We start from the raw sequence: 21,891 nt of genomic DNA on the forward strand, positions 1-21,891 counted from the left end.
TATTTTGGTTAACGCGTTTAGGCTAGCTATCTTTTAAAGAGGCTTAAGAACAATAACGAAAATACATAACCACGTTAGCCACTAAAACAGATTAAATACCACCATTATGACAGAACACGAAAATACGAATGAAGTGCCACTTTCTATTGAAGCTGGCACATTACTGAAAAACAAACGCGAATCTCTTGGGATGAGTCAAAAGCAAGTTGCTGATCGCCTGAGGCTTCGCGTTTCTGTTATTGAAGATATTGAAAATAACCGATTTGAGTCTCAACAAGTTGCGACATTTACGCGTGGTTACTTGCGTTCTTACGCGAAGTTCGTGGGCCTTGATGAGAAGATGGTTTTGACTGCGTTAGAGCAGACAGCAGATGTACAGCCACAAGAGCAAGAAATTGAAATGCAGAGTTTCTCTCGCAAAACAAAAGATGAGAAGCACAATAGCCGTATCATGCTCCTGACTTGGGTTATCGGGTTGGTCATTATTGGTATTTCTGCAGCTTGGTGGTGGCAAAACCAGCAAGAGAATAGCCTAACGAAGGAAGTTACGGATTCAAGTGTTGAAGCGCCGAAGCCCACAGCGCAAGAGTTAGCTGATATCGATTTAATGACGGCTGAGGAGTTAATCGCAAGTACTCCTGAAGACGTTGTTTCAACAAGTAATGATGTTGTTGAAACGAGTGAAGTACCAGTCGAGCAAGGTAGCGATCCTCTGCTTGCTGAAACTGAAAATACAACAAGCGTAGATTCTGAAGAACCTGTTGCCGTGATTGAAACTGCGGAAGAGGAACAGCCTACGCCAGTCGTACCTGAAGGCATGACACTTCTTACTATGAAGTTTAAAGCGGACTGTTGGATTCAAGTAAAAGACACCAATGGTAAAACGCTGGTAAGTGGTACTCATAAACCAGGACAAGATGTAGAACTTACCGGAAAAGCGCCGTTTAAAGTGATATTAGGCGCACCGGAAGGGGTTACAATGACATTTGCAAGTGAACCTGTCGACCTTTCTGGGTATACTTCAGGCAAAGTAGCTAGATTCACTCTACCGTTATAAAAAATTATGCAACACGAATCTCCAATTATTCGTCGTAAATCGACGCGTATTTATGTGGGTGATGTGCCAATTGGTGATGGTGCGCCAATTGCCGTACAGTCAATGACTAACACTCGCACGACTGACGTAGAAGCGACAGTCGCTCAAATCCGAGCACTAGAAAAAGTCGGTGCAGATATCGTTCGAGTTTCTGTACCTACCATGGACGCAGCAGAAGCTTTCAAACTGATTAAACAGCAAGTTTCTGTACCATTAGTGGCTGATATTCATTTCGACTATCGTATCGCGCTGAAAGTGGCGGAGTACGGTGTTGACTGTTTACGTATCAACCCAGGTAACATCGGCAATGAAGAGCGCATTCGCGCTGTTGTTGACTGTGCTCGCGATAAAAACATCCCAATCCGTATTGGTGTCAACGGTGGATCTTTGGAAAAAGATTTACAGATGAAATACGGTGAACCAACGCCAGAAGCTTTGGTTGAATCGGCGATGCGTCACGTAGATCATCTCGATCGTCTTAACTTTGACCAATTTAAAGTTAGCGTGAAAGCTTCAGACGTTTTTCTTGCGGTGGATTCATACCGTCTACTAGCAAAGAAAATCGATCAGCCTCTTCACTTGGGGATTACAGAAGCGGGCGGTGCTCGCGCTGGCGCTGTTAAGTCATCTGTTGGCTTAGGCATGCTGTTGTCTGAAGGGATCGGCGATACGCTGCGTATCTCTTTGGCTGCCGATCCAGTTGAAGAAATCAAAGTCGGTTTCGATATCCTTAAATCTCTGCGCATTCGCTCTCGAGGCATCAACTTTATTGCTTGCCCAAGTTGCTCGCGCCAAGAATTTGATGTGATTGGCACAGTGAACGCACTTGAGCAGCGTTTAGAAGACATCATCACGCCAATGGATGTGTCTATCATCGGTTGTGTGGTAAACGGCCCTGGTGAAGCAGAAGTTTCTCACTTAGGTCTAGCAGGTAGTAACAAGAAGAGCGCATTCTACGAAGATGGTAAACGCCAGAAAGAACGCTTTGATAACGATGACCTTGTGAATCAGCTAGAAGCTAAGATCCGTGCGAAAGCAGCCATGATGAATGGCGAAAACCGCATCGAAGTTAAAGTACAAGATTAATCTCAACGAGAATTACGGTAAGTATTGTGGCAAAAACAATTCAAGCAATTCGAGGCATGAACGATTGCCTCCCAACTCAGTCTCCACTGTGGCAGAAACTAGAAAACACAGTGAAAAATGTAATTAGCGCATACGGTTATAACGAAGTGCGCATGCCAATCGTTGAAGAAACAAACCTATTCAGCCGCGCTGTTGGTGAAGAGACAGACGTCGTTTCAAAAGAAATGTACACCTTTGATGATCGTAACGGAGACAGCCTAACACTTCGCCCTGAAGGTACGGCGGGTTGTGTACGTTCGTGTATTCAAAACAGCCTGATCAACCGTGACGAACAGCGTCTGTGGTACATGGGGCCTATGTTCCGCCATGAACGTCCGCAGAAAGGTCGTTACCGTCAATTCCACCAGTGTGGTGTTGAGGTGTTTGGTCTAAATGGTCCAGATGTTGATGCAGAGCTTATCATGATGACGGCGCGTCTATGGCGTGAGCTAGGTATCAATGAACATGTTCGTCTTGAGCTGAACTCTATCGGTTCTCAAGAAGACCGCGCAGACTACCGTACTGCACTGGTTGCGTTCCTTGAGCAACATATTGATGTGCTAGACGAAGATTGTAAGCGTCGCATGCACACGAACCCACTGCGTGTTCTGGATACGAAGAACCCTGACGTTCAAGCTATTTTAGGTGATGCACCTCGCCTTTCAGATTACTTAGGTGAAGAATCTAAAGCACACTTCGCAGGTCTATGTGAACTTTTAGACGCCGCAGGTATCGAATACACAGTTAACGAACGTCTAGTTCGTGGTCTGGATTACTACAACCGCACGGTATTTGAATGGATCACTGAAAGCCTAGGTGCTCAAGGCACCGTTTGTGGCGGTGGACGTTACGATGGTCTTGTAGAGCAATTAGGTGGTAAACCAACACCAGCAGTTGGCTTTGCAATGGGCCTAGAGCGTCTTGTTCTGATGCTAGAAACACTAGAACTAACAGACGTTCGTCGCAGTGTGGATGTTTACGTAGTAACAGCAGGCGAAGGCACCATGATGGCAGGAATGAAGCTAGCAGAGCAGCTTCGTGAGTCTATCCCTGGCGTTCGTGTGATGAATCACTTCGGTGGCGGTAACTTCAAGAAACAGTTTAAACGCGCAGACAAAGTTGGTGCTGTTGTAGCATTAGTTCTGGGTGAAAACGAAGTTGCGGATAATACCGTAGTACTGAAAGATTTGGCCGGTGGTGAGCAAGAGACTTACAACCAAGCAGAAGTTGCAGAAAAGATCGCAGCACTGATTTAAGTCTTTTAGTAATCTAACAAAATTATATCCTAGTTCGTAAGCTAAGGCTCCCAAATGTGGAGCCTTTAAACGAAATAGGAACAATGGCAGCTAAGCTGCCATTTACATGTTTTAAGAGGACAGGAAGTGGAACTTTACGATACTGAAGAACAACAAGTTGAAGCCATTAAAGACTGGTGGAAGGAAAACGGCAAAGCCGTCATCATCGGTGCGGTTGTTGGCTTAGGTGGTTTATTTGGCTGGCGTTACTACCAGGATTCTGTGATTCAGGCGAGTGAAGCAGCTTCTCAAAGCTACACGACAGCAATGAATGCTTTGCAAGATAAAGGTACTGATGCTCAAGCTGACGTGAAAGCTTTCATTGAGTCAAATGAAGTAAAAGAATATTCAGTATTGGCTGCGCTACAACTTGCTAAAGCACAAGTTGAAGCTCAAGATCTTTCTGCTGCATTAGAGCAATTGAAGTGGGCGCAAAGCAACACTCAAGATGCTGCGCTATTACCATTGATTAGTTACCGTATTGCACGCATTGAAACGGAAATGGGTAACTTTGACGCTGCAACGGCTGAGCTAAGTAACGTCACTGATGCAGCATGGACAGGGCGTATTGCTGAACTTCGTGGCGATATTGCGATTCGCCAAGGTGACAAAGATGCCGCATACGCTGCGTATACTGAAGCTCAGCAAGCGGCAGACGCAAGCCCGACGCTACAAATGAAATTGGACGATCTGGCGAAATAAGGACCGCATTGGATGAAAAGAGTCTTTAACAAAGCCTTGTTAGGGGTGTTAACAATGGGAATTCTTGCCGGTTGTGCTGGTGAGAAAGATACCATTGTAATGGCGTCACTACCTCAGGTAGACAGTGAATTTACAACCAGTAGTGAGTGGAGCACATCAGTTGGCGATGGTGTTGGTCATTACTTTTCAAAGCTATCCCCTGTATTTGCGAATGATACATTGTTCGTGGCAAGTCGCGATGGCTTAGTAAAAGCGCTGGATCCTGAAAACGGTAAACAACGTTGGCAAACGGACCTAGAAGAAGATGTCATTGCTCGTCTCTCTGGTGGTATCACAGCAGCATACGGAAACCTTTATATTGGCTCTGAGAATGGTGAAGTCATCTCTCTTGACCAAGAAACAGGTGAAGTTGTTTGGCGTGTGAAAGTTGGTGGTGAGGTACTGGCGAAGCCAGTTGCAGATTCAGGCCTTATTATCATCAATACTAGCCGAGGCATGTTGATTGCCCTTAATGAGAGTACAGGTGAGCAACGCTGGGCATTGAGTACAGAAGTGCCGAACCTAACTTTACGTGGCGACAGTACTCCGACTGCAATTGGCGGCGGTGTATTTTGGGGAACGGCAAATGGCCGACTCGCAGCTGCTATCGTTGAGCGTGGTCAGCTGATTTGGCAACAGCCTGTTGGTACGCCAAAAGGCGCGACAGAAATTGATCGTTTGGTTGACGTTGATTCATCGCCAATTGTGCTAGGCGGTACTCTTTTCACCATTGGATACAATGGTCAACTTATCGCCATTGATTTGCGTTCAGCGAACCCGATTTGGAAGCGTAATTACTCATCTGCAACAGACATTTCTACAGATGGTAGCCGCATCTTTGTGATAACGGAAAAAGATCATGTTGTTGCCGTTGATTCACGAAGTGGGACTGAGTTGTGGGAAAACAGCTTGCTTGAGCACCGACAACTTACAGCGCCAGTTATTGTCGGCAATTATCTCGTTGTCGGTGACACGCTTGGTTACCTTCACTGGATGGATCGCTCAACGGGCGAATTTGTTGCACAGCAGTTTATCGATGATAGCGGCTTGGCCGTTGGCCCGACGTTATTGTCGGATGGTTATGTGATTACAACTCGCAACGGCGATGTAAAGAAACTAACCATTAACGAATAATATCGTGATATAATTCACATTCGGCTCCTGGCTGGTGACAGCTAGGAGCCGTTTTGTTGTTTGAATTTATTAACCCTGACGTGGTTATAGGTAAAAAGCTGGTTTGATTTGGCATCGAGCAAGTCGTTACCTATAACTACAGAAGAAAGATTATTGTAGAGGTTGTTATGGTACCTGTTGTAGCTCTAGTAGGGCGTCCGAACGTAGGTAAATCTACACTATTTAACCGATTGACTCGCACTCGTGACGCGTTGGTTGCGGACTTTCCAGGCCTAACGCGAGACCGTAAGTATGGCCAGGCGAGACTTGGTGAAGAGCACGAATTCATTGTGATTGATACCGGCGGTATTGATGGCACAGAAGAAGGCGTGGAAACAAAGATGGCAGAACAGTCATTAGCCGCGATTGATGAGGCTGATGTTGTATTGTTCCTTGTTGACGGTCGTGCTGGTCTGACTCCTTCAGATGCAGCAATTGCTGCGCATCTGCGTAAAATTGAAAAGCCAGCGATGCTGGTGGTAAACAAAATAGATGGTATTGATGCCGATGCGGCGTGTGCTGATTTTTGGCAGCTCGGCGTGGATGATATGTACCAGATTGCGGCCGCTCATGGCCGTGGTGTGACCGCTTTGCTTGAGCGTGCTTTATCTCCATTCTTTGATGATCTATTAACAAGTGAATCTGAAGAAGGTGAGATTGAAGACCTGACTGGATTCGAAGACGAAGAGCCTCTTGTTGAAGATTACACTGAAGAAGACGCAGAAGCTGAATTCAAGCGCCTTCAAGAGCAGCCGATTAAGTTGGCGATCATCGGTCGTCCTAACGTAGGTAAATCGACACTGACTAACCGTATTCTGGGTGAAGAACGTGTGGTTGTATACGATATGCCTGGTACGACGCGTGATTCTATCTACATCCCGATGGAGCGTGATGGACGCGAATACGTACTAATTGATACCGCAGGTGTTCGTCGCCGTGGTCGTATCAATGAAACGGTTGAAAAGTTCTCTGTTGTTAAGACGCTGAAAGCGGTAGAAGATGCAAACGTCGTTCTACTGGTGATTGATGCACGTGAAAATATTTCAGATCAAGACCTAAGCTTGCTTGGTTTTGCACTGAATGCTGGCCGCTCAATTGTCATCGCCGTTAACAAGTGGGATGGCCTAGACAGTGACGTGAAAGAAAGCGTGAAGAAAGAACTGGACCGCCGTTTAGGATTCGTCGACTTCGCGCGTATCCACTTTATCTCTGCGCTGCACGGTACTGGCGTTGGTCACTTGTTTGAATCTATCCAAGAAGCATATAACTCGGCGACAACGCGTGTGGGTACGTCAGTACTGACGCGTATCATGAAGATGGCAGTGGATGATCACCAGCCGCCAATGGTTCGTGGTCGTCGTATCAAACTCAAATACGCACACGCAGGTGGTTACAACCCACCGATCGTTGTTATCCACGGTAACATGGTTCGTGAATTGCCAGATTCGTATAAACGTTATCTGATGAACTACTTCCGTAAGTCTCTGGAAATTATGGGAACACCGATTCGCATTAACTTCCACAACAGTGATAACCCATACGAGAATCGTACGAATAAGCTTACGCTATCACAAGAGCGTAAACGTAAGCGTATGATGTCGATGGTGAAAAACCGCAATAAATAATGAAATTCGAATACCCAAGTTTCTACTTGGGTATTTTTTTATCAAAAGTAATCGTAAAAATGACTATCACAGCAACAAAGACTCGTTTTTGTCATCAAATATGGCAATTAGAAGCACAAATACAGCTCGTTCAATCTACGGAAGAAGTGACTTACGTTATTACAGATGTCACGCCGTTCCATCCCGTTAGTCACATATGGCCGGATCACCCTGCAGACAAAGGAACGTTGAAGGTGAATTGGGCTGAGCATGACGTGGTAGATTGCCAAGTTGGAGCAGTGGAGCAGGAAAGTGGTGCTCTGTATGTGGGTAGTGACATTCCTGTAAAGCGTGATGCTGAAGGTTGGGTGTTTGTCGTCGTGCATGTTTTATCACGTACGGAATCACTTGCAATTAATGACTTGGTGACATTAGCGGTAGATAAAGACTATCAAAATGCTTTGAGCCGAGGCCACACTGCAGGACACTTAGCGTATTTGGCGTTGAATAAAGTACTAGCGGAAGACTATTGGCGAAAAGACGCAGACCGCAAAGACCCACATGGTTATTATGACTTTAATAGCTATGCGCAAGTTACGAGTTATGTCACTCCAGACAAGTGCCTCGATACGTACCGTTTAGGCAAAACACTCCGTAAAAGAGGATTAAACAGTGCAGATATGCTGAATGACCTCCAGGCGATTGCAGAAAAAGTGAATGGCCAACTGGTTGAATGGCTTCAAAGAGATACGATGATCACCATGGAATGCCACGGCGACAGATTAACGGATTCTCGCTATTGGAAGTGCGATTTAGGGGAAGGTCAATTAGCGGTAATCCCTTGTGGTGGAACGCATGCGAGCCATTTAAATGAGTTTGCTTTTATCCAAGTTAAACTCGTTGAGCTCGACGCTCAAACTATCGAAATGCACACCAATGTAAATGCTGCTTTCTGAATAAGATCTTTTTATTAAATTCTAATTTTTCGTTTAATTAAATTCAAATTAGGTTTTTTATTCTGTCTTAAATTGGAATGCAGAATATGTAACTTATGCTTTCGGTGTGTGGTTATATAAATATTCTTTTAAGGGGTGATCGCTGATCAAGGAGTAAATATCAGACGATCAGTATAAGATCTTACGTATCAAGTATGGTTATCGCCTCGTGAAACTTGTTAGGGCGGTGATGAAGATCAACATACTTGTTCGTTATTTTGAGTAGCATGCGTTACTCGAAATTGCTTAGTTTAGAGAGAGGAACGGGATATGCAGCAGAACATTTGCCCGACTTGCAATGTCGAACTGGAATGGACAGGACAATACCATTGTGAACAGTGTGAATCGGATTTTAAAAAAGTAGGTTTTTGCCCTGACTGTGAGGTGGAGCTGGAGAAGCTGCAAGCATGCGGTGCTGCGAGTTACTTTTGCAATGTGTGTAATGAACTCAAATCAAAATCACGTGTCCGATTTGAGTTCCAGAAAATCAGTTAACCAGAGTTTGTATTCAGTTAACGGTAGAACGAACGTCGCCTTCGGCTAATCGAGTAATCAATACATCTCCCGACTTAACATCTGAAGATTGCGTAATTACTTTACCTTGCTCAGTTTGAGTAATTGAGTAACCTCGTTTCAATGTCGCTAGTGGGCTGACGGTGTCTAACTTCTCTGCAGCAATCGCGAGTTGATGGCGCATAGTCAGTAATTTGCGATCCATTGCATCCATGAGCTTTTGCTCAACACGTTCTAGCTTCGACTTCTGCTCACCAAGGCGTATTACAGGAGAGTTCAATTGCAGCCGATAATGTTGACGCTCGATTCGCTGTTGGCGCAAGGCAATAAAACGACTCATCGCTCGCTGTAAGCGCATGTCCAACTCATCTAACTGTTGCGTCTGACGTTGCAAGCGATAGCTTGGGTGCTGTCTCTCTAGACGGTGCATTAATTGCGCAGATTGCTGCTTTTGCTGTGCTAGGTAGTAACGCATCGCGCTCGCTAACTTATGCTGGCGGGTAACTAAAGCTTGATCTTTGTGGCTGTTATCACGACTTACTAGCTCAGCGGCAGCTGATGGAGTAGGTGCGCGTACGTCGGCGACAAAATCTGCTATTGTCACGTCGACTTCATGTCCAACGGCGCTAATAATAGGAATTTGGCTTGCTGCAATCGTGCGAGCTAATATCTCGTTGTTAAAGCACCATAAGTCTTCTAATGAACCACCACCTCGGCCCACAATTAGCACATCACATTCATCACGGCTGTTAGCGCGACCAATGGCTTGTGCGATTTGAATGGCTGCATCTTCACCTTGTACCACTGTCGGATAAATCACAACGGGTAGGGAAGGATCACGACGTTTCAATACGTCTAAGATATCGTAAATCGCGGCACCAGTTTTCGATGTGATGACGCCAACACGTTTTGGGTGTTCAGGCAAAGGTTGCTTATTGGTTTGAGCGAACAACCCTTCTGCGGCAAGCTTCATTTTCAGCTCTTCAAACTCTTGCTGAAGACGGCCGTCACCTTCCGGTTGCATGCTTTCGATGATCAATTGGTAGTCACCGCGAGGCTCATAAAGAGAAAGACGAGCTTTTACTAGGACTTGATTACCGTTAGCGGGCTTGAAAGTAACGCGGCGATTGTTACCACGAAACATGGCACATTTAACTTGGGCGCGAGAGTCTTTAAGAGTGAGGTACCAGTGACCAGAGACAGGAGCTGAAAAGTTGGATATCTCTCCGACGAGCCAAACGATCCCCATTTCGTTTTCAAGGAGTAAACGAACTTCTGCGTTGAGACGAGAAACAGTAAAGATGTTTTGATTGGTCTTGGAGAGCACAGCTAATCTCTTAGACGTGAGTATGGAAATTAGCGGCAATATAATACATAGCAAGGGGGTAATTGCAAGAAAAAAATTAAAAAACTTGTGGTCAAGCGATTGCGTTAACCGTATAATCCCTCCGCAATATCTAATCCAAATGTAGCTTGTTGCTGACACAGGTTACCCTCATTATGCGAAACGATGAGATTGGATTGTTCTTTTTACTCCTCTAATTGTGAGATATTGCAAATGCTAAGAATTGCCAAAGAAGCGCTGACATTCGATGACGTACTACTTGTGCCAGCACACTCCACCGTTCTCCCAAACACAGCTGATCTTCGCACTCAGCTAACTAAGAACATCACCCTAAACATCCCAATGATTTCAGCGTCTATGGACACTGTTACTGAAGCTCGTCTAGCGATCGCGCTAGCGCAAGAGGGTGGCATTGGCTTTATCCACAAGAACATGTCTATTGAGCAGCAGGCAGCCGAAGTTCGTAAAGTTAAGAAGTTCGAAGCTGGTATGGTGACTGACGCGGTTACAGTAAACCCTGACGCGACCATCGCTGATGTTGTTGCACTCACTGAAAAGCATGGTTTTGCAGGTTTCCCTGTTGTCACTGAGAGCAATGAGCTTGTTGGTATTATCACTGGTCGTGACGTTCGTTTTGTGACGGACCTTTCTAAGAAAGTATCTTCAGTAATGACGCCAAAAGAGAAGTTGGCAGCAGTTAAAGAAGGTGCAACACGAGAAGAAGTGCAAGAGAAAATGCACGAAGCTCGTGTAGAGAAAGTATTGGTTGTGAATGATGAGTTCCAACTAACCGGTATGATTACTGCGAAAGACTTCCACAAAGCAGAACGTAAACCAAACGCATGTAAAGATGAGCGTGGTCGCCTACGTGTTGGCGCAGCCGTTGGTGCTGGCGCTGGTAACGAAGAGCGTGTTGCTGCTCTAGTTGAAGCAGGCGTTGACATTCTACTTATCGACTCTTCACACGGACATTCTGAAGGTGTACTAAACCGCATCCGCGAAACTCGCGCTGCTTACCCAGATCTAGACATCATCGGTGGTAACGTAGCAACAGGTGCTGGTGCTAAAGCACTAATCGAAGCTGGCGTAAGCGCAGTGAAAGTTGGTATCGGCCCTGGTTCTATCTGTACAACTCGTATTGTAACGGGTGTGGGAGTTCCACAAATCACTGCAATCGCAGATGCGGCAGAAGTGGCTAATGATTATGGTATTCCGGTTATTGCTGACGGTGGTATCCGTTTCTCAGGTGATATCTGTAAAGCAATTGTAGCTGGCGCATCATGTGTGATGGTTGGTTCTATGTTTGCTGGTACTGAAGAAGCGCCGGGTGAAGTGATTCTATACAATGGCCGTTCTTACAAGTCTTACCGCGGCATGGGTTCTCTTGGTGCTATGTCTCAAGGTTCTTCTGACCGTTACTTCCAGTCTGACAACGCAGCGGACAAGCTAGTACCAGAAGGCATTGAAGGTCGTATCGCATACAAAGGCCGTCTAAAAGAGATCGTACACCAACAAATGGGTGGTCTACGTTCAAGCATGGGTCTAACTGGTTCTGCAACTATCGAAGATATGCGTACGAAAGCTGAATTTGTACGTATCTCTGGTGCAGGTATGCAAGAGTCTCATGTACACGATGTTCAAATTACTAAGGAAGCGCCGAACTACCGTCTAGGGAACTAATTACCTAACGGAAACGTTTGCTTTTTCCTTGAAGCATTAAGAAGAGGCGAGTACACTCGCCTCGGTTTTAATCACTTAGCCTTAAAAAGACTGCTCAAAATGACTAAAAATATCCATGACCAACGTATTCTGATCTTGGACTTCGGTTCTCAGTACACTCAATTAGTAGCACGCCGCGTACGTGAAATCGGCGTTTACTGTGAACTATGGAGCTGGGATGTAGAAGAAGCGGATATTCGCGAATTCAACCCAGATGGCATTATCCTATCTGGCGGTCCAGAAAGCGTAACGGAAGAGAACTCTCCACGCGCGCCTCAATATGTATTTGACTCTGGTGTTCCTTTACTTGGCGTATGTTACGGCATGCAAACTATGGCGGAACAACTAGGTGGCAAAGTAGCAGGCTCTAACGAACGTGAGTTTGGCTACGCTCAGGTTAAAGTTTCTGGTGAATGTGCCTTATTTAAAGATCTTGAAGCAACTCAAGACGTTTGGATGAGCCACGGCGACAAAGTAGTAGAGATCCCAGCCGATTTCGTAAAAGTTGGTGAGACAGATACTTGTCCTTATGCTGCGATGGCGAACGAAGAGAAGAAATACTACGGCGTTCAGTTCCACCCAGAAGTGACACACACAAAAGGTGGCCTACAAATGCTTGAGAACTTTGTTCTTGGCGTATGTGGCTGTGAGCGTCTATGGACATCGGAATCTATCATCGAAGACGCGGTTGCTCGCATTAAAGAGCAAGTGGGTGACGACGAAGTTATCCTAGGCTTATCTGGTGGTGTGGATTCATCTGTTGTTGCGATGCTGGTGCACCGCGCAATTGGCGACAAGCTAACGTGTGTATTTGTTGATAACGGTCTACTTCGTTTAAATGAAGGTCAACAAGTGATGGATATGTTTGGCGATAAGTTCGGCCTAAACATCATCAAAGTTGATGCAGAAGATCGTTTCCTTGAAGCACTGAAAGGCAAGTCTGACCCTGAAGAGAAGCGTAAGACAATCGGCCACGTATTCGTAGATGTATTCGATGAAGAGTCGAAAAAGCTGAAAAATGCAAAATGGCTAGCGCAAGGTACCATCTACCCAGACGTAATCGAGTCTGCGGCATCTAAGACTGGTAAAGCGCACGTGATAAAATCACACCACAATGTGGGCGGTCTACCAGATGAAATGGAAATGGGTCTTGTTGAGCCACTACGTGAGCTGTTCAAAGATGAAGTTCGTAAGATTGGTCTAGAGCTAGGCCTGCCTTATAACATGCTTTACCGCCACCCATTCCCAGGTCCAGGTCTAGGTGTTCGTGTTCTTGGTGAAATCAAGAAAGAATACTGTGACTTGCTACGTCGTGCTGATGCTATCTTCATTGAAGAGCTGCACGCTGCAGACCTATATGACAAAGTATCTCAAGCGTTCACGGTATTCCTACCAGTTCGATCTGTAGGTGTAATGGGAGATGGCCGTAAATACGACTGGGTTGTATCACTGCGTGCAGTAGAAACCATCGACTTTATGACGGCACACTGGGCGCATCTACCATACGACTTCCTAGGTAAGGTATCTAACCGTATTATCAACGAAGTTGATGGCATCTCACGTGTTGTTTACGATATTTCAGGTAAGCCACCAGCGACAATCGAGTGGGAATAATTTTCCTCTAGACTGTTGAGTTTATAAGAACCAGCCTCCGGGCTGGTTTTTTTGTGCTTCAAATTTGTGAATAGGGGACTCAACTTTTTTACAGGAGATATATACATGCGGTAAAATTAAATATATATTCACTTTGAATGTTTAAATATTATAAATGGTATTGCTATGGAACAGGCTGAAGTTACCTCTCTCATTCCCATCCTTATTACTCTTTTCCTCGCGCTGACGACGAGAAATGTCGTTGTTGGCTTATTCGCCGGTGTGGTCAGTGGTGTCGCTATGCTCGAAGGGACATTTGTCGAAAAAGGGCCACTAGACTCGTTTAGTGCGTTGATGAAAAGCTATCTACTGCCTCAATTAACTGACAGCTACAATGCGGGCGTCATTCTGCTCTTGGTCTTTATTGGTGGCTTTGTTGCCTTGATGGAGAAATCTGGCGGTGGTGTAGCGTTTGCTAAAAAGGTCACTCAATGGGTGGCGAGTAAGTGCCAAGCTCAACTGTCCGCATGGTTCGGTGGTGTTGTTATTTTCTTCTCAGACCTTGGTACACCGTTGATTGTTGGTCCTGTTTTTCGCCCTTTATTTGATAAGTTAAAAGTATCACGCCAAAAATTAGCTTTTATTATCGATTCGACTTCCTCTCCGGTCGCAATCTTGATTCCTTTTATCGGATGGGGTGTTTACATCATGGGGTTGATTCAAAAAGAGTTTACTGCCCTGAATGTCACTATGAGTGATTGGGATGCTTTCATTGGTGCGATCCCGTATCAGTTTTACGCCTTTCTTGCGATCGCGATTGTGCCGATTGTCTCTTTCTTCAAATTAGATTTCGGACCGATGGCGAAGGCTGAACAACTAGCAGAGCAGGGTTCCGACTTTGGGAAAGTGCAGGAGTCCATGAATGTGTTTACGCATAAAAATGCAAAATCTAGTTTTGTATGGGCACCTTTGCTCGTTATGCTGGTGGTTTTATGTACCATCCTCGTACCACACGGTTTTCCATTTCAAAAAGTAGCAGGCTCAACGTTCAGGGCTGCACTTTCTTCGGCATATTTCTTCGCAGCCTTTACTTTGATCGCGCTGATGGCGTTTTATGGCGTAAGAAAACTCTCTGATGGCATTCAGGTTTACCTAAAAGGGATGTCGAACATGATGTCTGTAGCCGTGATTTTGGTATTGGCTTGGGCACTTAGCTCGGTTGGGAAAGAATTAGGTGCAGCTGCATACATTGCTGAACAAGCTCAAGCCGGTTTCCCGTATTGGCTATTGCCAGCAGTCGCCTTTTTGCTTGCTGGTATTATTTCGTTCGCTACGGGATCATCTTGGGGGACATTTGCCATCATGATGCCACTAGTGATCCCAACGGCCGTCGCGATTGATGCTCCATTGTTAGTTTGTATTGGTGCGGTGTTATCTGGTGGCCTGTTTGGCGATCACTGTTCTCCAATCTCTGAAACCACGATTCTGTCGTCGACAGGGGCAGGGTGTGAGCAGTATGAGCACTTCCGAACTCAGTTACCTTACGCATTACTCAATGGAATGATTGCATTAGGGTGTTTCCTTTTAGCTGGAATCAACGCCTCGCCAGTGATTGTGCTTGCCGCCATTGTTGCCCAGTGTGTGGTTTATTTTGTGTTGTCTAAACAAAAATCAACCGCGCAGCTAGACGTGGTTTCGGCAGAACAATAAAGATAGAAATATCATAAAGCGGAGGCTCATTGGGTCTCCGCTTTTCTTTTGAGTCAAGGTAACATTTTTCTTGTGACAAAATGTGTGCGAGGACTTATTTATTCATTTTGTCTCGCAGAATCAACGCACTTAGCTCGGCGTTTTGTATATATGATCCACTATATGTCTAGTTATTCCTTGTATATTGTATTGTTAAAATCCGGAGACTAGACATGTTTGCACTCAAACATCTTCCTCTTGCATTGAGTTGTGTCCTAGCTGCACAAGCGAATGCGAGTATGAATATCCAGCCCGATCCGCAGAATCCAAACGGTTATGTCATTGCTCGTGGTGACGTTCAAGCCGTAGAGCAAAGCAAAACCTCTGACCCTATGTATGCCATTTGGTCACAAGCATTAGAGACGCGCCCGAACTCAGTGGTGGAGGCGATTGTTCCTGGAGCGGCAACCAATCCAGAAAACGTGAAGCGTGTAGAGCGTGTGTTCCCTGAAAGTGAGTGGGACTTCCTGACTCAAATGGCGGCACCTGAATACACTTACACGCGTTTCCTGCGTGCAATTGGTAAGTTCCCAGCATTCTGTGGTGAGTACACGGATGGTCGAGATTCGGATGCGATTTGTAAAAAATCGATCGTGACTGCCTTTGCTCACTTTGCGCAGGAAACTGGTGGTCATATTTCGATTGATAACGTATCGGATAACCCTCTTGGATTGGAAGAGTGGCAGCAAGCTTTGGTTCATGTGCGTGAAATGGGCTGGTCAGAAGGTCAAGAAGGTTACACGACAGGTTGTGGTCAGAATGACTGGCAAAATAAGCGTTGGCCATGTGAACCAGGACAAGGTTACTTTGGACGTGGTGCTAAACAGCTTTCTTACCATTTTAACTATGGCGCGTTCTCTGAAGTGATGTTTGATGGTGATGCATCTGTATTGCTAAAAAATCCAGGCTTGGTTGCGGATTCATGGCTGAACTTGGCATCGGCTATCTGGTTCTTCCTAACTCCACAAGCACCGAAACCTGCAATGCTGCATGTGATTGACCGTACTTGGGTGCCTTCACAGCGTGAGCTTGATGCTGGCATTGGTTACGGCTTTGGTACCACCATCAACGTGATCAATGGTGGTATTGAGTGTGGTGAGCAAAACAAGGATAAAGGTCAACCTGTTAACCGTATTCGTTATTGGGAAGGTCTTGCCGCCCATTATCAAATTCCAATTGAAGCTGATGAAACAAACACTTGTTGGCAGCAGACGCCTTACGGCAGTCTGAACCTAAATGGTGCGACAGACGTGCTTTACACCAACTGGGATGGTAACTGGAAATACTACTCAGATCGTCCGGGAGGTCACTCATTTGAATGTGAGCTGGTTGGTTTCCAAACGGCTTACTCTGCGCTAGTTGCGGGTGATTATGAGAAGTGTGTAACTAACTTTTACCAATCTCATGCGGGGTGGCCAGAAGTTCGTGTGGTTGAAAAACTAGACCCTGTTGATCCGGTCGATCCACCTGTAGGTGGCGTGGCGGCTTGGGATGCAGGTAAAGTGTATAACACAGGTGATCAAGTCTCTTACCAAGGTGCTGTTTATGAAGCGAAATGGTGGTCACAAGGTAATGAACCCACGCAAGGTGACCCGTGGAAGTTGGTCTCAGGCACTCCGACAGAGCCGCCAACAACGGAACCTGAACCGCCGGTGACTGAGCCAGAACCGCCCGTCACAGAACCTGAGCCACCAGTAACCGAGCCAGAACCACCAGTGACAGGTAATTTTATTCAGTGGGAGCCGGGCGTAACGCAAGTCGCTAACGGCGATAAAGTGACGTACCAAAACAAATGCTTTGTCGCAAAAAACGGCCCTGGAGTGTGGGAAAGCCCAACGCAAAGTAACTGGTTCTGGGACGAGATCTCTTGCCTGTAGTTGATTGAAAAGTAGTCTAACCATCTATAAAGACTCTGCTTTTTAGCGGGGTCTTTTTTTATTTGAGCGTTTGCTTATTTATGGAATCTAAGTTTTCAATAACAGTTTTTCTCTTTTGTTCTGGGGCCCATTAAAATTCGCGCGCATTTTTTATCAACATTTTTGAAAAAAGGTATTTGTACATGTCGACAAAACTGGCTAACCCAGCACCGCTAGGTCTAATGGGTTTCGGTATGACCACTATTCTGCTCAATATTCATAACGCAGGATTTTTCCCAATTGACTCTATGATTCTAGCGATGGGCATCTTTTACGGTGGCCTTAGCCAAGTAATCGTTGGCATCATGTGCTTTAAACGCGGCGACACGTTCGGCACAACTGCGTTTACTTCTTACGGTCTATTTTGGCTAACACTAGTAGGCTTGATCGTAATGCCTCATATGGGTCTTCCTGCAAGCCCAGCAAGCTTTATGGGTTGGTACCTAGCGCTTTGGGGCATCTTCACTGGTTTCATGTTCATTGGTTCTCTATGCTACCCAACAGCGAAGCAAGTGGTATTTGGTTCTCTAACTATCTTGTTCTTCTTGCTTGCTGCTCGTGATTTCACTGGTAGCGAAGTGATCGGTGCTATCGCTGGCTTCGAAGGTATCTTCTGTGGCGCAAGTGCAATTTACTTCGCAATGGCGCAAGTACTAAACAACGAATTTGGTCGTGAAGTTCTACCTGTAGGTAAAGCAAAAATCGCTCGTAAAATTGAAGCTGTCGCTGCTTAATCCTTTACACATAATACAGAAAAGGGGATTAACCAATGGTTAATCCCCTTTTTTATGCCCTTAAACGGACCACTGCTTTTTCTTGTTTATGCGTTAAGGCTATGTTGATGGTTGTTCAACAGTTTCTGTAGTACTGTTGTCTGCCGTTGGTGCCTTACCCGTTTTACGCTTGTACTTATCTTCCCAGTAATCTGCGCCTTTAATGCCTAGCGCTACAGGGTTGAATGTAAAGTCGGTCACACCACGTTTTTGTTGTTCTTCGTAATCGTTCAATGCTTTGAGAGCTGGTTTCGACATAAAGAAGATGATCAAAATACCGACGATGTTAAGCCATGCCATTAGACCTACACCTACATCACCCATCGCCCAGGCTAAGTTGGCGGTTTTCACGGTTCCGTAGAACACGGATGAAATAATGATGACTTTCAGAATAAACATCAGCCCATTTACTTTGAATGTACGACGAATGTAAGCAATGTTCGTTTCTGCAATGTAGTAGTAAGCCAGAATGGTCGTAAACGCAAAGAAGAAGAGTGCGATTGCGATGAATGGCTTACCCACACCAGGTAGCGCACTTTCGATCGCCATTTGCGTAAATACAGGACCATTCGCACCAATATCAGCCGGTAGGTTTTGAATTAGGAACGTACCTTCAACTGCACCATTTACGTTGTACGCGCCAGTGATAAGAATCATAAACGCGGTTGCTGAACACACAAGTAGTGTATCGATGTAAATAGAGAAAGATTGAACAAGACCTTGCTGAGCTGGGTGATCAACACTCGCTGCAGCTGCAGCGTGAGGACCTGTACCTTGACCTGCTTCGTTGGAGTAAACGCCACGTTTTACACCCCAACCGATTGCCGCACCAACACCTGCCATTGGTGTGAACGCGTCACCAATGATCATGCCGAAAATGCGTGGAACCTCACCAATGTTTAGAAGGATGATGACAAATGCAGTGATGATGTAAGCCAGCGCCATAAATGGCACAACGATTTGGGTAAAGTTCGCAATACGTTTTACGCCACCGAAGATGATGAAGGCCAGAATGACACAGACAACCGTACCAGTGAAAATTTTAGCAAAACTGAAGGTACCAATAGCGGTTTCAATCATGTCACCTGAGCCAAATGCTGCTTCTACTGCGTTACCGATGCTGTTCGATTGAACGCCTGGAAGTAGAACACCACATGCAAAGATGGTTGCGATAGCGAAGATCCAAGCGTACCATTTTTGTCCCATTGCTTTTTCAATGTAGTAAGCAGGACCACCACGGAATTCACCTTCGTCTTCTTCTTTATAGATTTGTGCAAGTGTCGACTCTGCGTATGCGGTTGCAGCGCCAAAGAAGGCAACGACCCACATCCAGAATACGGCGCCTGGGCCACCGAAACCGATAGCGGCAGCAACACCAGCAATGTTACCTGTACCTACACGGCCAGATAGTGAAACGGCAAGTGCCTGAAATGACGATATCCCTTTTGTTGAACTCTTCCCTGAAAGTAATAAGCGCCACATCTCAAAGAAGTGACGAATTTGTACAAAACGCGTCATGATTGAATAGAACAAACCTGCACCAAGGCACAAATAGATCAGTACCGGGCTCCAAATAATTCCATTCAGAAAATCAACTAATGACTGCATGAGTATTTTCCCTGTTAGTTGTGTTTGTGGTTGTTTTTCACACAATACATTACCCTTTATGTAATGCAATTGTTAACTTTTTTGGCTATAAATCCTTTGTAGCGTGATGGTGAACACAGAATGGAGAGTGATTGTTAAAATTTAGTTCTTGTTGCTTATTTGCTCCTTTGGGGTAGAAGATTTGTCTGATGATTAAATATGCAGCATATTGTCATTAAAATGTGCTGCATATTTGATGAGTTAAAAATGCCAAATGTTATGCATTTTGTAGAGTAAAGGCCTGTTTGTTTTTTATGCAGATATGTCCTTATGCATAACGGCAAAGGTTAAGCTCTGTGTCATCCATCACTTTCGCTTTTTCGCCAGCCATAATGCTCGCTAGCAATTGGCCAGAACCACAAGCCATCGTCCAACCCAGAGTGCCGTGTCCGGTGTTAGTAAAAAGGTTATCGTATTTAGTTGCGCCAATAATCGGTGTGCCATCAGGCGTCATTGGTCTAAAGCCACTCCAAAACTCGGCTTGGCTAAAGTCGCCGCAGCGAGGGAAAAGATCACGGATGACCATTTCGATGGTATTTTTTCGTTTTTGCGGAAGGGAGGCATCAAACCCTGCTAATTCTGCGGTGCCCGCTACGCGAATTCTGTCATCAAACCGAGTCATGGCGACTTTATAGGTTTCATCCATCACAGTAGAGCGAGGAGAGAAGTGCTCATCTTCCATTGGGATGGTGAGCGAATAGCCTTTTACTGGATAGACAGGAATCTCAATGTCGAGTTGCTTGAGTAGCGCTGTAGAATAGCTGCCAGAGGCAACCACATATTGGTCCGCTTTAAACTGTCCTCGATTCGTTTGGACACCTATGATCTTTTTGCCTACTGTAACCCAATTGCTTACTTCGGTGTCGAACTCGAACCTCACGCCATGGGCCTTAGCGAGCTCTGTTAGTTGTTGGCAAAACTGATAGCAATCGCCTGTTTCGTCATCTGGCAGATGCAAGCCACCAACCAGTTTATCTTTCACAAGATCCAGTCCAGGTTCTTGTTCAATGCAGCGTTCTACGTCCATCAACTCAAACCGAGTCCCGCTTTGCTCTAGAAGCTGCATATCCTTTTCAATGGCTTGCAGCTGTTGAGGCGTTCGAAATACTTGCAAGGTGCCGAACTGGCGACCTTGATATTCAATGGCATGTTCTTGACGTAATTGTTCCAGACACATACGGCTGTGGTTAGCGATAGAAAGCATGCGAGCTTTGTTGACTTGATAGCGAGACAGGGTGCAATTGGCCACCATCCTACTTGCCCAACTGATCATATCGGCATTGAGGGTTGGCTTGATTTTGAGTGGAGCATGCTCTTCCATTAACCACTTTATGGCTTTAATAGGAACACCAGGCGCAGCCCAAGGCGAAGAATAGCCATACGAGATCTGCCCAGCATTGGCGAAACTTGTTTCCATTGCACTGCTTGGTTGACGGTCAATAACGGTAACTTGATAGCCTGCTTGAGATAAATACCAAGCAGAGGTTAAGCCGATGACGCCGCTGCCTAATACGATGACTTCCATTGATGTACTCCACACATTTATCAGAGTGGTTAGTTTCTTTTCTTTACCTTTTGTTAACAATCGATATAAATTACATACAGCGTTTAGAAAAACTATAGGCTCAAGGATGAGAAGTAATTTAATAAGTGGCTTGTGTCTGTTTAGCCAAGTCGCGGAACACAACAGCTTTACTGGCGCGGCTAGGTTTTTGCACCTCACTACGGGAGCCGTGAGCCAACAAATTATTCATTTGGAAGAGTTATTAGGTTTTACTTTATTTGAACGCCATTCCCGCGGTATTCGTTTAACCGCTAAAGGCACTCAGCTACACCAAGCGACGCAGTTTCACTTTTCCGAGCTGAGCAAACTGCTTGATGAGCTCAAAGTAGAAAAGCACACCAATGAGATTCGCTTAAAATTAACGCCTTCTTTTGCTTTTAAATGGTTAGTCCCAAAGCTGGAAAGTTTTCATCACGAGAACCCGGATATCCAAGTGCAAATCTTCGCGGAAGGTGCGTTAGTGAATAGTGAGATAAAAGACTATGACGTCGCGATAGACTATGGTCTTCATCCTTACCGAAATGCTAACGCGGAGTTGATTTTGGATGAGCAACTGCTGCCCGTAATGAGTCCGAAGTACCTTGAGGATCATGGTTGGCTAAAAGCGCCTTTTGATGAACAAGAATCCTCAATGTCTGTGAAGAAATGGCAGGAGGCGACGCTACTACACGATGCGATGCCATGGGAAAAAGCGACGCGTGACTATGAGTGGCTATATTGGGCGTCAGCAATGGGATTAGACTTTAAAACCGATGTTGGACACTTTTTTAATCGAACGGATATGGCGATGTCTGCAGCGGAAGCAGGAGTTGGGATTGCGATGGCACGAATGGCACTGATTGAGGATGAATTGACAACAGAGCGTTTAGTTTCTCCCTTTCAGCCGGTTCCAGCCAATGCAGGATACTACTTGATCATGAACACACGAAGCCAGTCCACAAACAAGTTTCGTACTTGGTTATTACAGCAAGTGGCGAGCAAATAGATAAAGTGCTTGGTGAGTCAGATAGAAAACACCGCCTCGATAGCGGCGGTGTTTTATT

Annotated in this window: 17 protein-coding genes; 14 read left to right on the forward strand and 3 right to left on the reverse strand. The window is 45.4% G+C overall.

Annotated elements, in window-relative coordinates; all coding sequences use genetic code 11:
• Window positions 1-106: 106 nt before the first annotated feature.
• The 8 genes from rodZ to P4S59_RS03315 all read left to right on the forward strand — a co-directional run bounded on the left by rodZ (window position 107) and on the right by P4S59_RS03315 (window position 8,524).
• Window positions 107-1,057, forward strand: coding sequence for a cytoskeleton protein RodZ (gene rodZ, locus P4S59_RS03280; RefSeq protein WP_337167970.1), 951 nt, complete (start codon window positions 107-109; stop codon window positions 1,055-1,057).
• A gap of 6 nt (window positions 1,058-1,063) precedes the next feature.
• Complete coding sequence (ispG, locus tag P4S59_RS03285) at window positions 1,064-2,182, forward strand: flavodoxin-dependent (E)-4-hydroxy-3-methylbut-2-enyl-diphosphate synthase (RefSeq protein ID WP_005391537.1); 1,119 nt, start codon at window positions 1,064-1,066, stop codon at window positions 2,180-2,182.
• A 26-nt stretch (window positions 2,183-2,208) separates the two neighbouring features.
• On the forward strand, window positions 2,209-3,477 hold the full coding sequence (hisS, locus tag P4S59_RS03290; RefSeq protein WP_046874336.1) for a histidine--tRNA ligase: 1,269 nt from the start codon (window positions 2,209-2,211) through the stop codon (window positions 3,475-3,477).
• A gap of 126 nt (window positions 3,478-3,603) precedes the next feature.
• A complete protein-coding gene (locus P4S59_RS03295; protein ID WP_005391529.1) occupies window positions 3,604-4,218 on the forward strand; it encodes a YfgM family protein in 615 nt (204 codons plus the stop codon).
• A gap of 12 nt (window positions 4,219-4,230) precedes the next feature.
• Window positions 4,231-5,391 (forward strand): outer membrane protein assembly factor BamB, encoded by a 1,161-nt coding sequence (gene bamB, locus P4S59_RS03300; RefSeq protein WP_337167971.1) that lies wholly within the window; start codon window positions 4,231-4,233, stop codon window positions 5,389-5,391.
• A 167-nt stretch (window positions 5,392-5,558) separates the two neighbouring features.
• Window positions 5,559-7,055: a ribosome biogenesis GTPase Der gene (gene der, locus P4S59_RS03305; RefSeq protein ID WP_005391527.1), complete on the forward strand. Its 1,497-nt coding sequence runs from the start codon at window positions 5,559-5,561 to the stop codon at window positions 7,053-7,055.
• A 59-nt stretch (window positions 7,056-7,114) separates the two neighbouring features.
• The gene (locus P4S59_RS03310; RefSeq protein ID WP_337167972.1) at window positions 7,115-7,990 is read left to right on the forward strand and encodes an alanyl-tRNA editing protein; all 876 of its coding nucleotides are present in this window, start codon (window positions 7,115-7,117) and stop codon (window positions 7,988-7,990) included.
• Window positions 7,991-8,299: 309 nt separating this feature from the next.
• Complete coding sequence (locus tag P4S59_RS03315) at window positions 8,300-8,524, forward strand: zinc ribbon domain-containing protein (RefSeq protein ID WP_048626049.1); 225 nt, start codon at window positions 8,300-8,302, stop codon at window positions 8,522-8,524.
• Window positions 8,525-8,537: 13 nt separating this feature from the next.
• Here the strand turns inward: P4S59_RS03315 and xseA are convergent, their stop codons facing one another.
• On the reverse strand, window positions 8,538-9,869 hold the full coding sequence (gene xseA / locus P4S59_RS03320; RefSeq protein WP_337167973.1) for an exodeoxyribonuclease VII large subunit: 1,332 nt from the start codon (window positions 9,867-9,869) through the stop codon (window positions 8,538-8,540).
• A 231-nt stretch (window positions 9,870-10,100) separates the two neighbouring features.
• Between xseA and guaB the strand changes: the two genes are divergently transcribed.
• The 5 genes from guaB to P4S59_RS03345 all read left to right on the forward strand — a co-directional run bounded on the left by guaB (window position 10,101) and on the right by P4S59_RS03345 (window position 17,598).
• A complete protein-coding gene (gene guaB, locus P4S59_RS03325; protein WP_017633908.1) occupies window positions 10,101-11,567 on the forward strand; it encodes an IMP dehydrogenase in 1,467 nt (488 codons plus the stop codon).
• 99 nt (window positions 11,568-11,666) lie between these two features.
• Window positions 11,667-13,220 carry a glutamine-hydrolyzing GMP synthase gene (guaA, locus tag P4S59_RS03330; RefSeq protein ID WP_005391523.1) on the forward strand — a complete coding sequence of 518 codons (1,554 nt, stop codon included), beginning with the start codon at window positions 11,667-11,669 and terminating at the stop codon, window positions 13,218-13,220.
• 165 nt (window positions 13,221-13,385) lie between these two features.
• Window positions 13,386-14,909, forward strand: a complete 1,524-nt coding sequence (locus tag P4S59_RS03335) for a Na+/H+ antiporter NhaC family protein (protein WP_337167974.1) — start codon at window positions 13,386-13,388, stop codon at window positions 14,907-14,909.
• Between the two features lie 212 nt (window positions 14,910-15,121).
• Window positions 15,122-16,825, forward strand: a complete 1,704-nt coding sequence (locus tag P4S59_RS03340; protein WP_170903107.1) for a chitinase — start codon at window positions 15,122-15,124, stop codon at window positions 16,823-16,825.
• A gap of 182 nt (window positions 16,826-17,007) precedes the next feature.
• On the forward strand, window positions 17,008-17,598 hold the full coding sequence (locus tag P4S59_RS03345; RefSeq protein ID WP_104971313.1) for an acetate uptake transporter: 591 nt from the start codon (window positions 17,008-17,010) through the stop codon (window positions 17,596-17,598).
• Window positions 17,599-17,697: 99 nt separating this feature from the next.
• On the opposite strand, the gene P4S59_RS03350 is transcribed toward P4S59_RS03345, so the two are convergent.
• Together P4S59_RS03350 and P4S59_RS03355 are read right to left on the reverse strand one after the other, a co-directional pair.
• Window positions 17,698-19,245 (reverse strand): alanine/glycine:cation symporter family protein, encoded by a 1,548-nt coding sequence (locus P4S59_RS03350; RefSeq protein ID WP_012842106.1) that lies wholly within the window; start codon window positions 19,243-19,245, stop codon window positions 17,698-17,700.
• 307 nt (window positions 19,246-19,552) lie between these two features.
• On the reverse strand, window positions 19,553-20,809 hold the full coding sequence (locus P4S59_RS03355) for a D-amino acid dehydrogenase (protein ID WP_337167975.1): 1,257 nt from the start codon (window positions 20,807-20,809) through the stop codon (window positions 19,553-19,555).
• Between the two features lie 106 nt (window positions 20,810-20,915).
• Between P4S59_RS03355 and P4S59_RS03360 the strand changes: the two genes are divergently transcribed.
• On the forward strand, window positions 20,916-21,833 hold the full coding sequence (locus P4S59_RS03360; RefSeq protein ID WP_337167976.1) for a LysR substrate-binding domain-containing protein: 918 nt from the start codon (window positions 20,916-20,918) through the stop codon (window positions 21,831-21,833).
• Window positions 21,834-21,891 lie beyond the last annotated feature (58 nt).

Source organism: Vibrio sp. M60_M70 (assembly GCF_037162085.1).
Lineage (GTDB): Bacteria > Pseudomonadota > Gammaproteobacteria > Enterobacterales > Vibrionaceae > Vibrio > Vibrio diabolicus.

Excerpts from the sequence above, each read along its gene's own strand:
- rodZ (WP_337167970.1), top strand. The coding sequence starts at position 107 with ATGACAGAACACGAAAATACGAATGAAGTGCCACTTTCTATTGAAGCT.
- ispG (WP_005391537.1), top strand. The coding sequence starts at position 1,064 with ATGCAACACGAATCTCCAATTATTCGTCGTAAATCGACGCGTATTTAT.
- bamB (WP_337167971.1), top strand. The coding sequence starts at position 4,231 with ATGAAAAGAGTCTTTAACAAAGCCTTGTTAGGGGTGTTAACAATGGGA.
- der (WP_005391527.1), top strand. The coding sequence starts at position 5,559 with ATGGTACCTGTTGTAGCTCTAGTAGGGCGTCCGAACGTAGGTAAATCT.
- P4S59_RS03310 (WP_337167972.1), top strand. The coding sequence starts at position 7,115 with ATGACTATCACAGCAACAAAGACTCGTTTTTGTCATCAAATATGGCAA.
- P4S59_RS03315 (WP_048626049.1), top strand. The coding sequence starts at position 8,300 with ATGCAGCAGAACATTTGCCCGACTTGCAATGTCGAACTGGAATGGACA.
- guaB (WP_017633908.1), top strand. The coding sequence starts at position 10,101 with ATGCTAAGAATTGCCAAAGAAGCGCTGACATTCGATGACGTACTACTT.
- guaA (WP_005391523.1), top strand. The coding sequence starts at position 11,667 with ATGACTAAAAATATCCATGACCAACGTATTCTGATCTTGGACTTCGGT.
- P4S59_RS03335 (WP_337167974.1), top strand. The coding sequence starts at position 13,386 with ATGGAACAGGCTGAAGTTACCTCTCTCATTCCCATCCTTATTACTCTT.
- P4S59_RS03340 (WP_170903107.1), top strand. The coding sequence starts at position 15,122 with ATGTTTGCACTCAAACATCTTCCTCTTGCATTGAGTTGTGTCCTAGCT.
- P4S59_RS03345 (WP_104971313.1), top strand. The coding sequence starts at position 17,008 with ATGTCGACAAAACTGGCTAACCCAGCACCGCTAGGTCTAATGGGTTTC.
- P4S59_RS03350 (WP_012842106.1), bottom strand. The coding sequence starts at position 19,245 with ATGCAGTCATTAGTTGATTTTCTGAATGGAATTATTTGGAGCCCGGTA.
- P4S59_RS03355 (WP_337167975.1), bottom strand. The coding sequence starts at position 20,809 with ATGGAAGTCATCGTATTAGGCAGCGGCGTCATCGGCTTAACCTCTGCT.
- P4S59_RS03360 (WP_337167976.1), top strand. The coding sequence starts at position 20,916 with ATGAGAAGTAATTTAATAAGTGGCTTGTGTCTGTTTAGCCAAGTCGCG.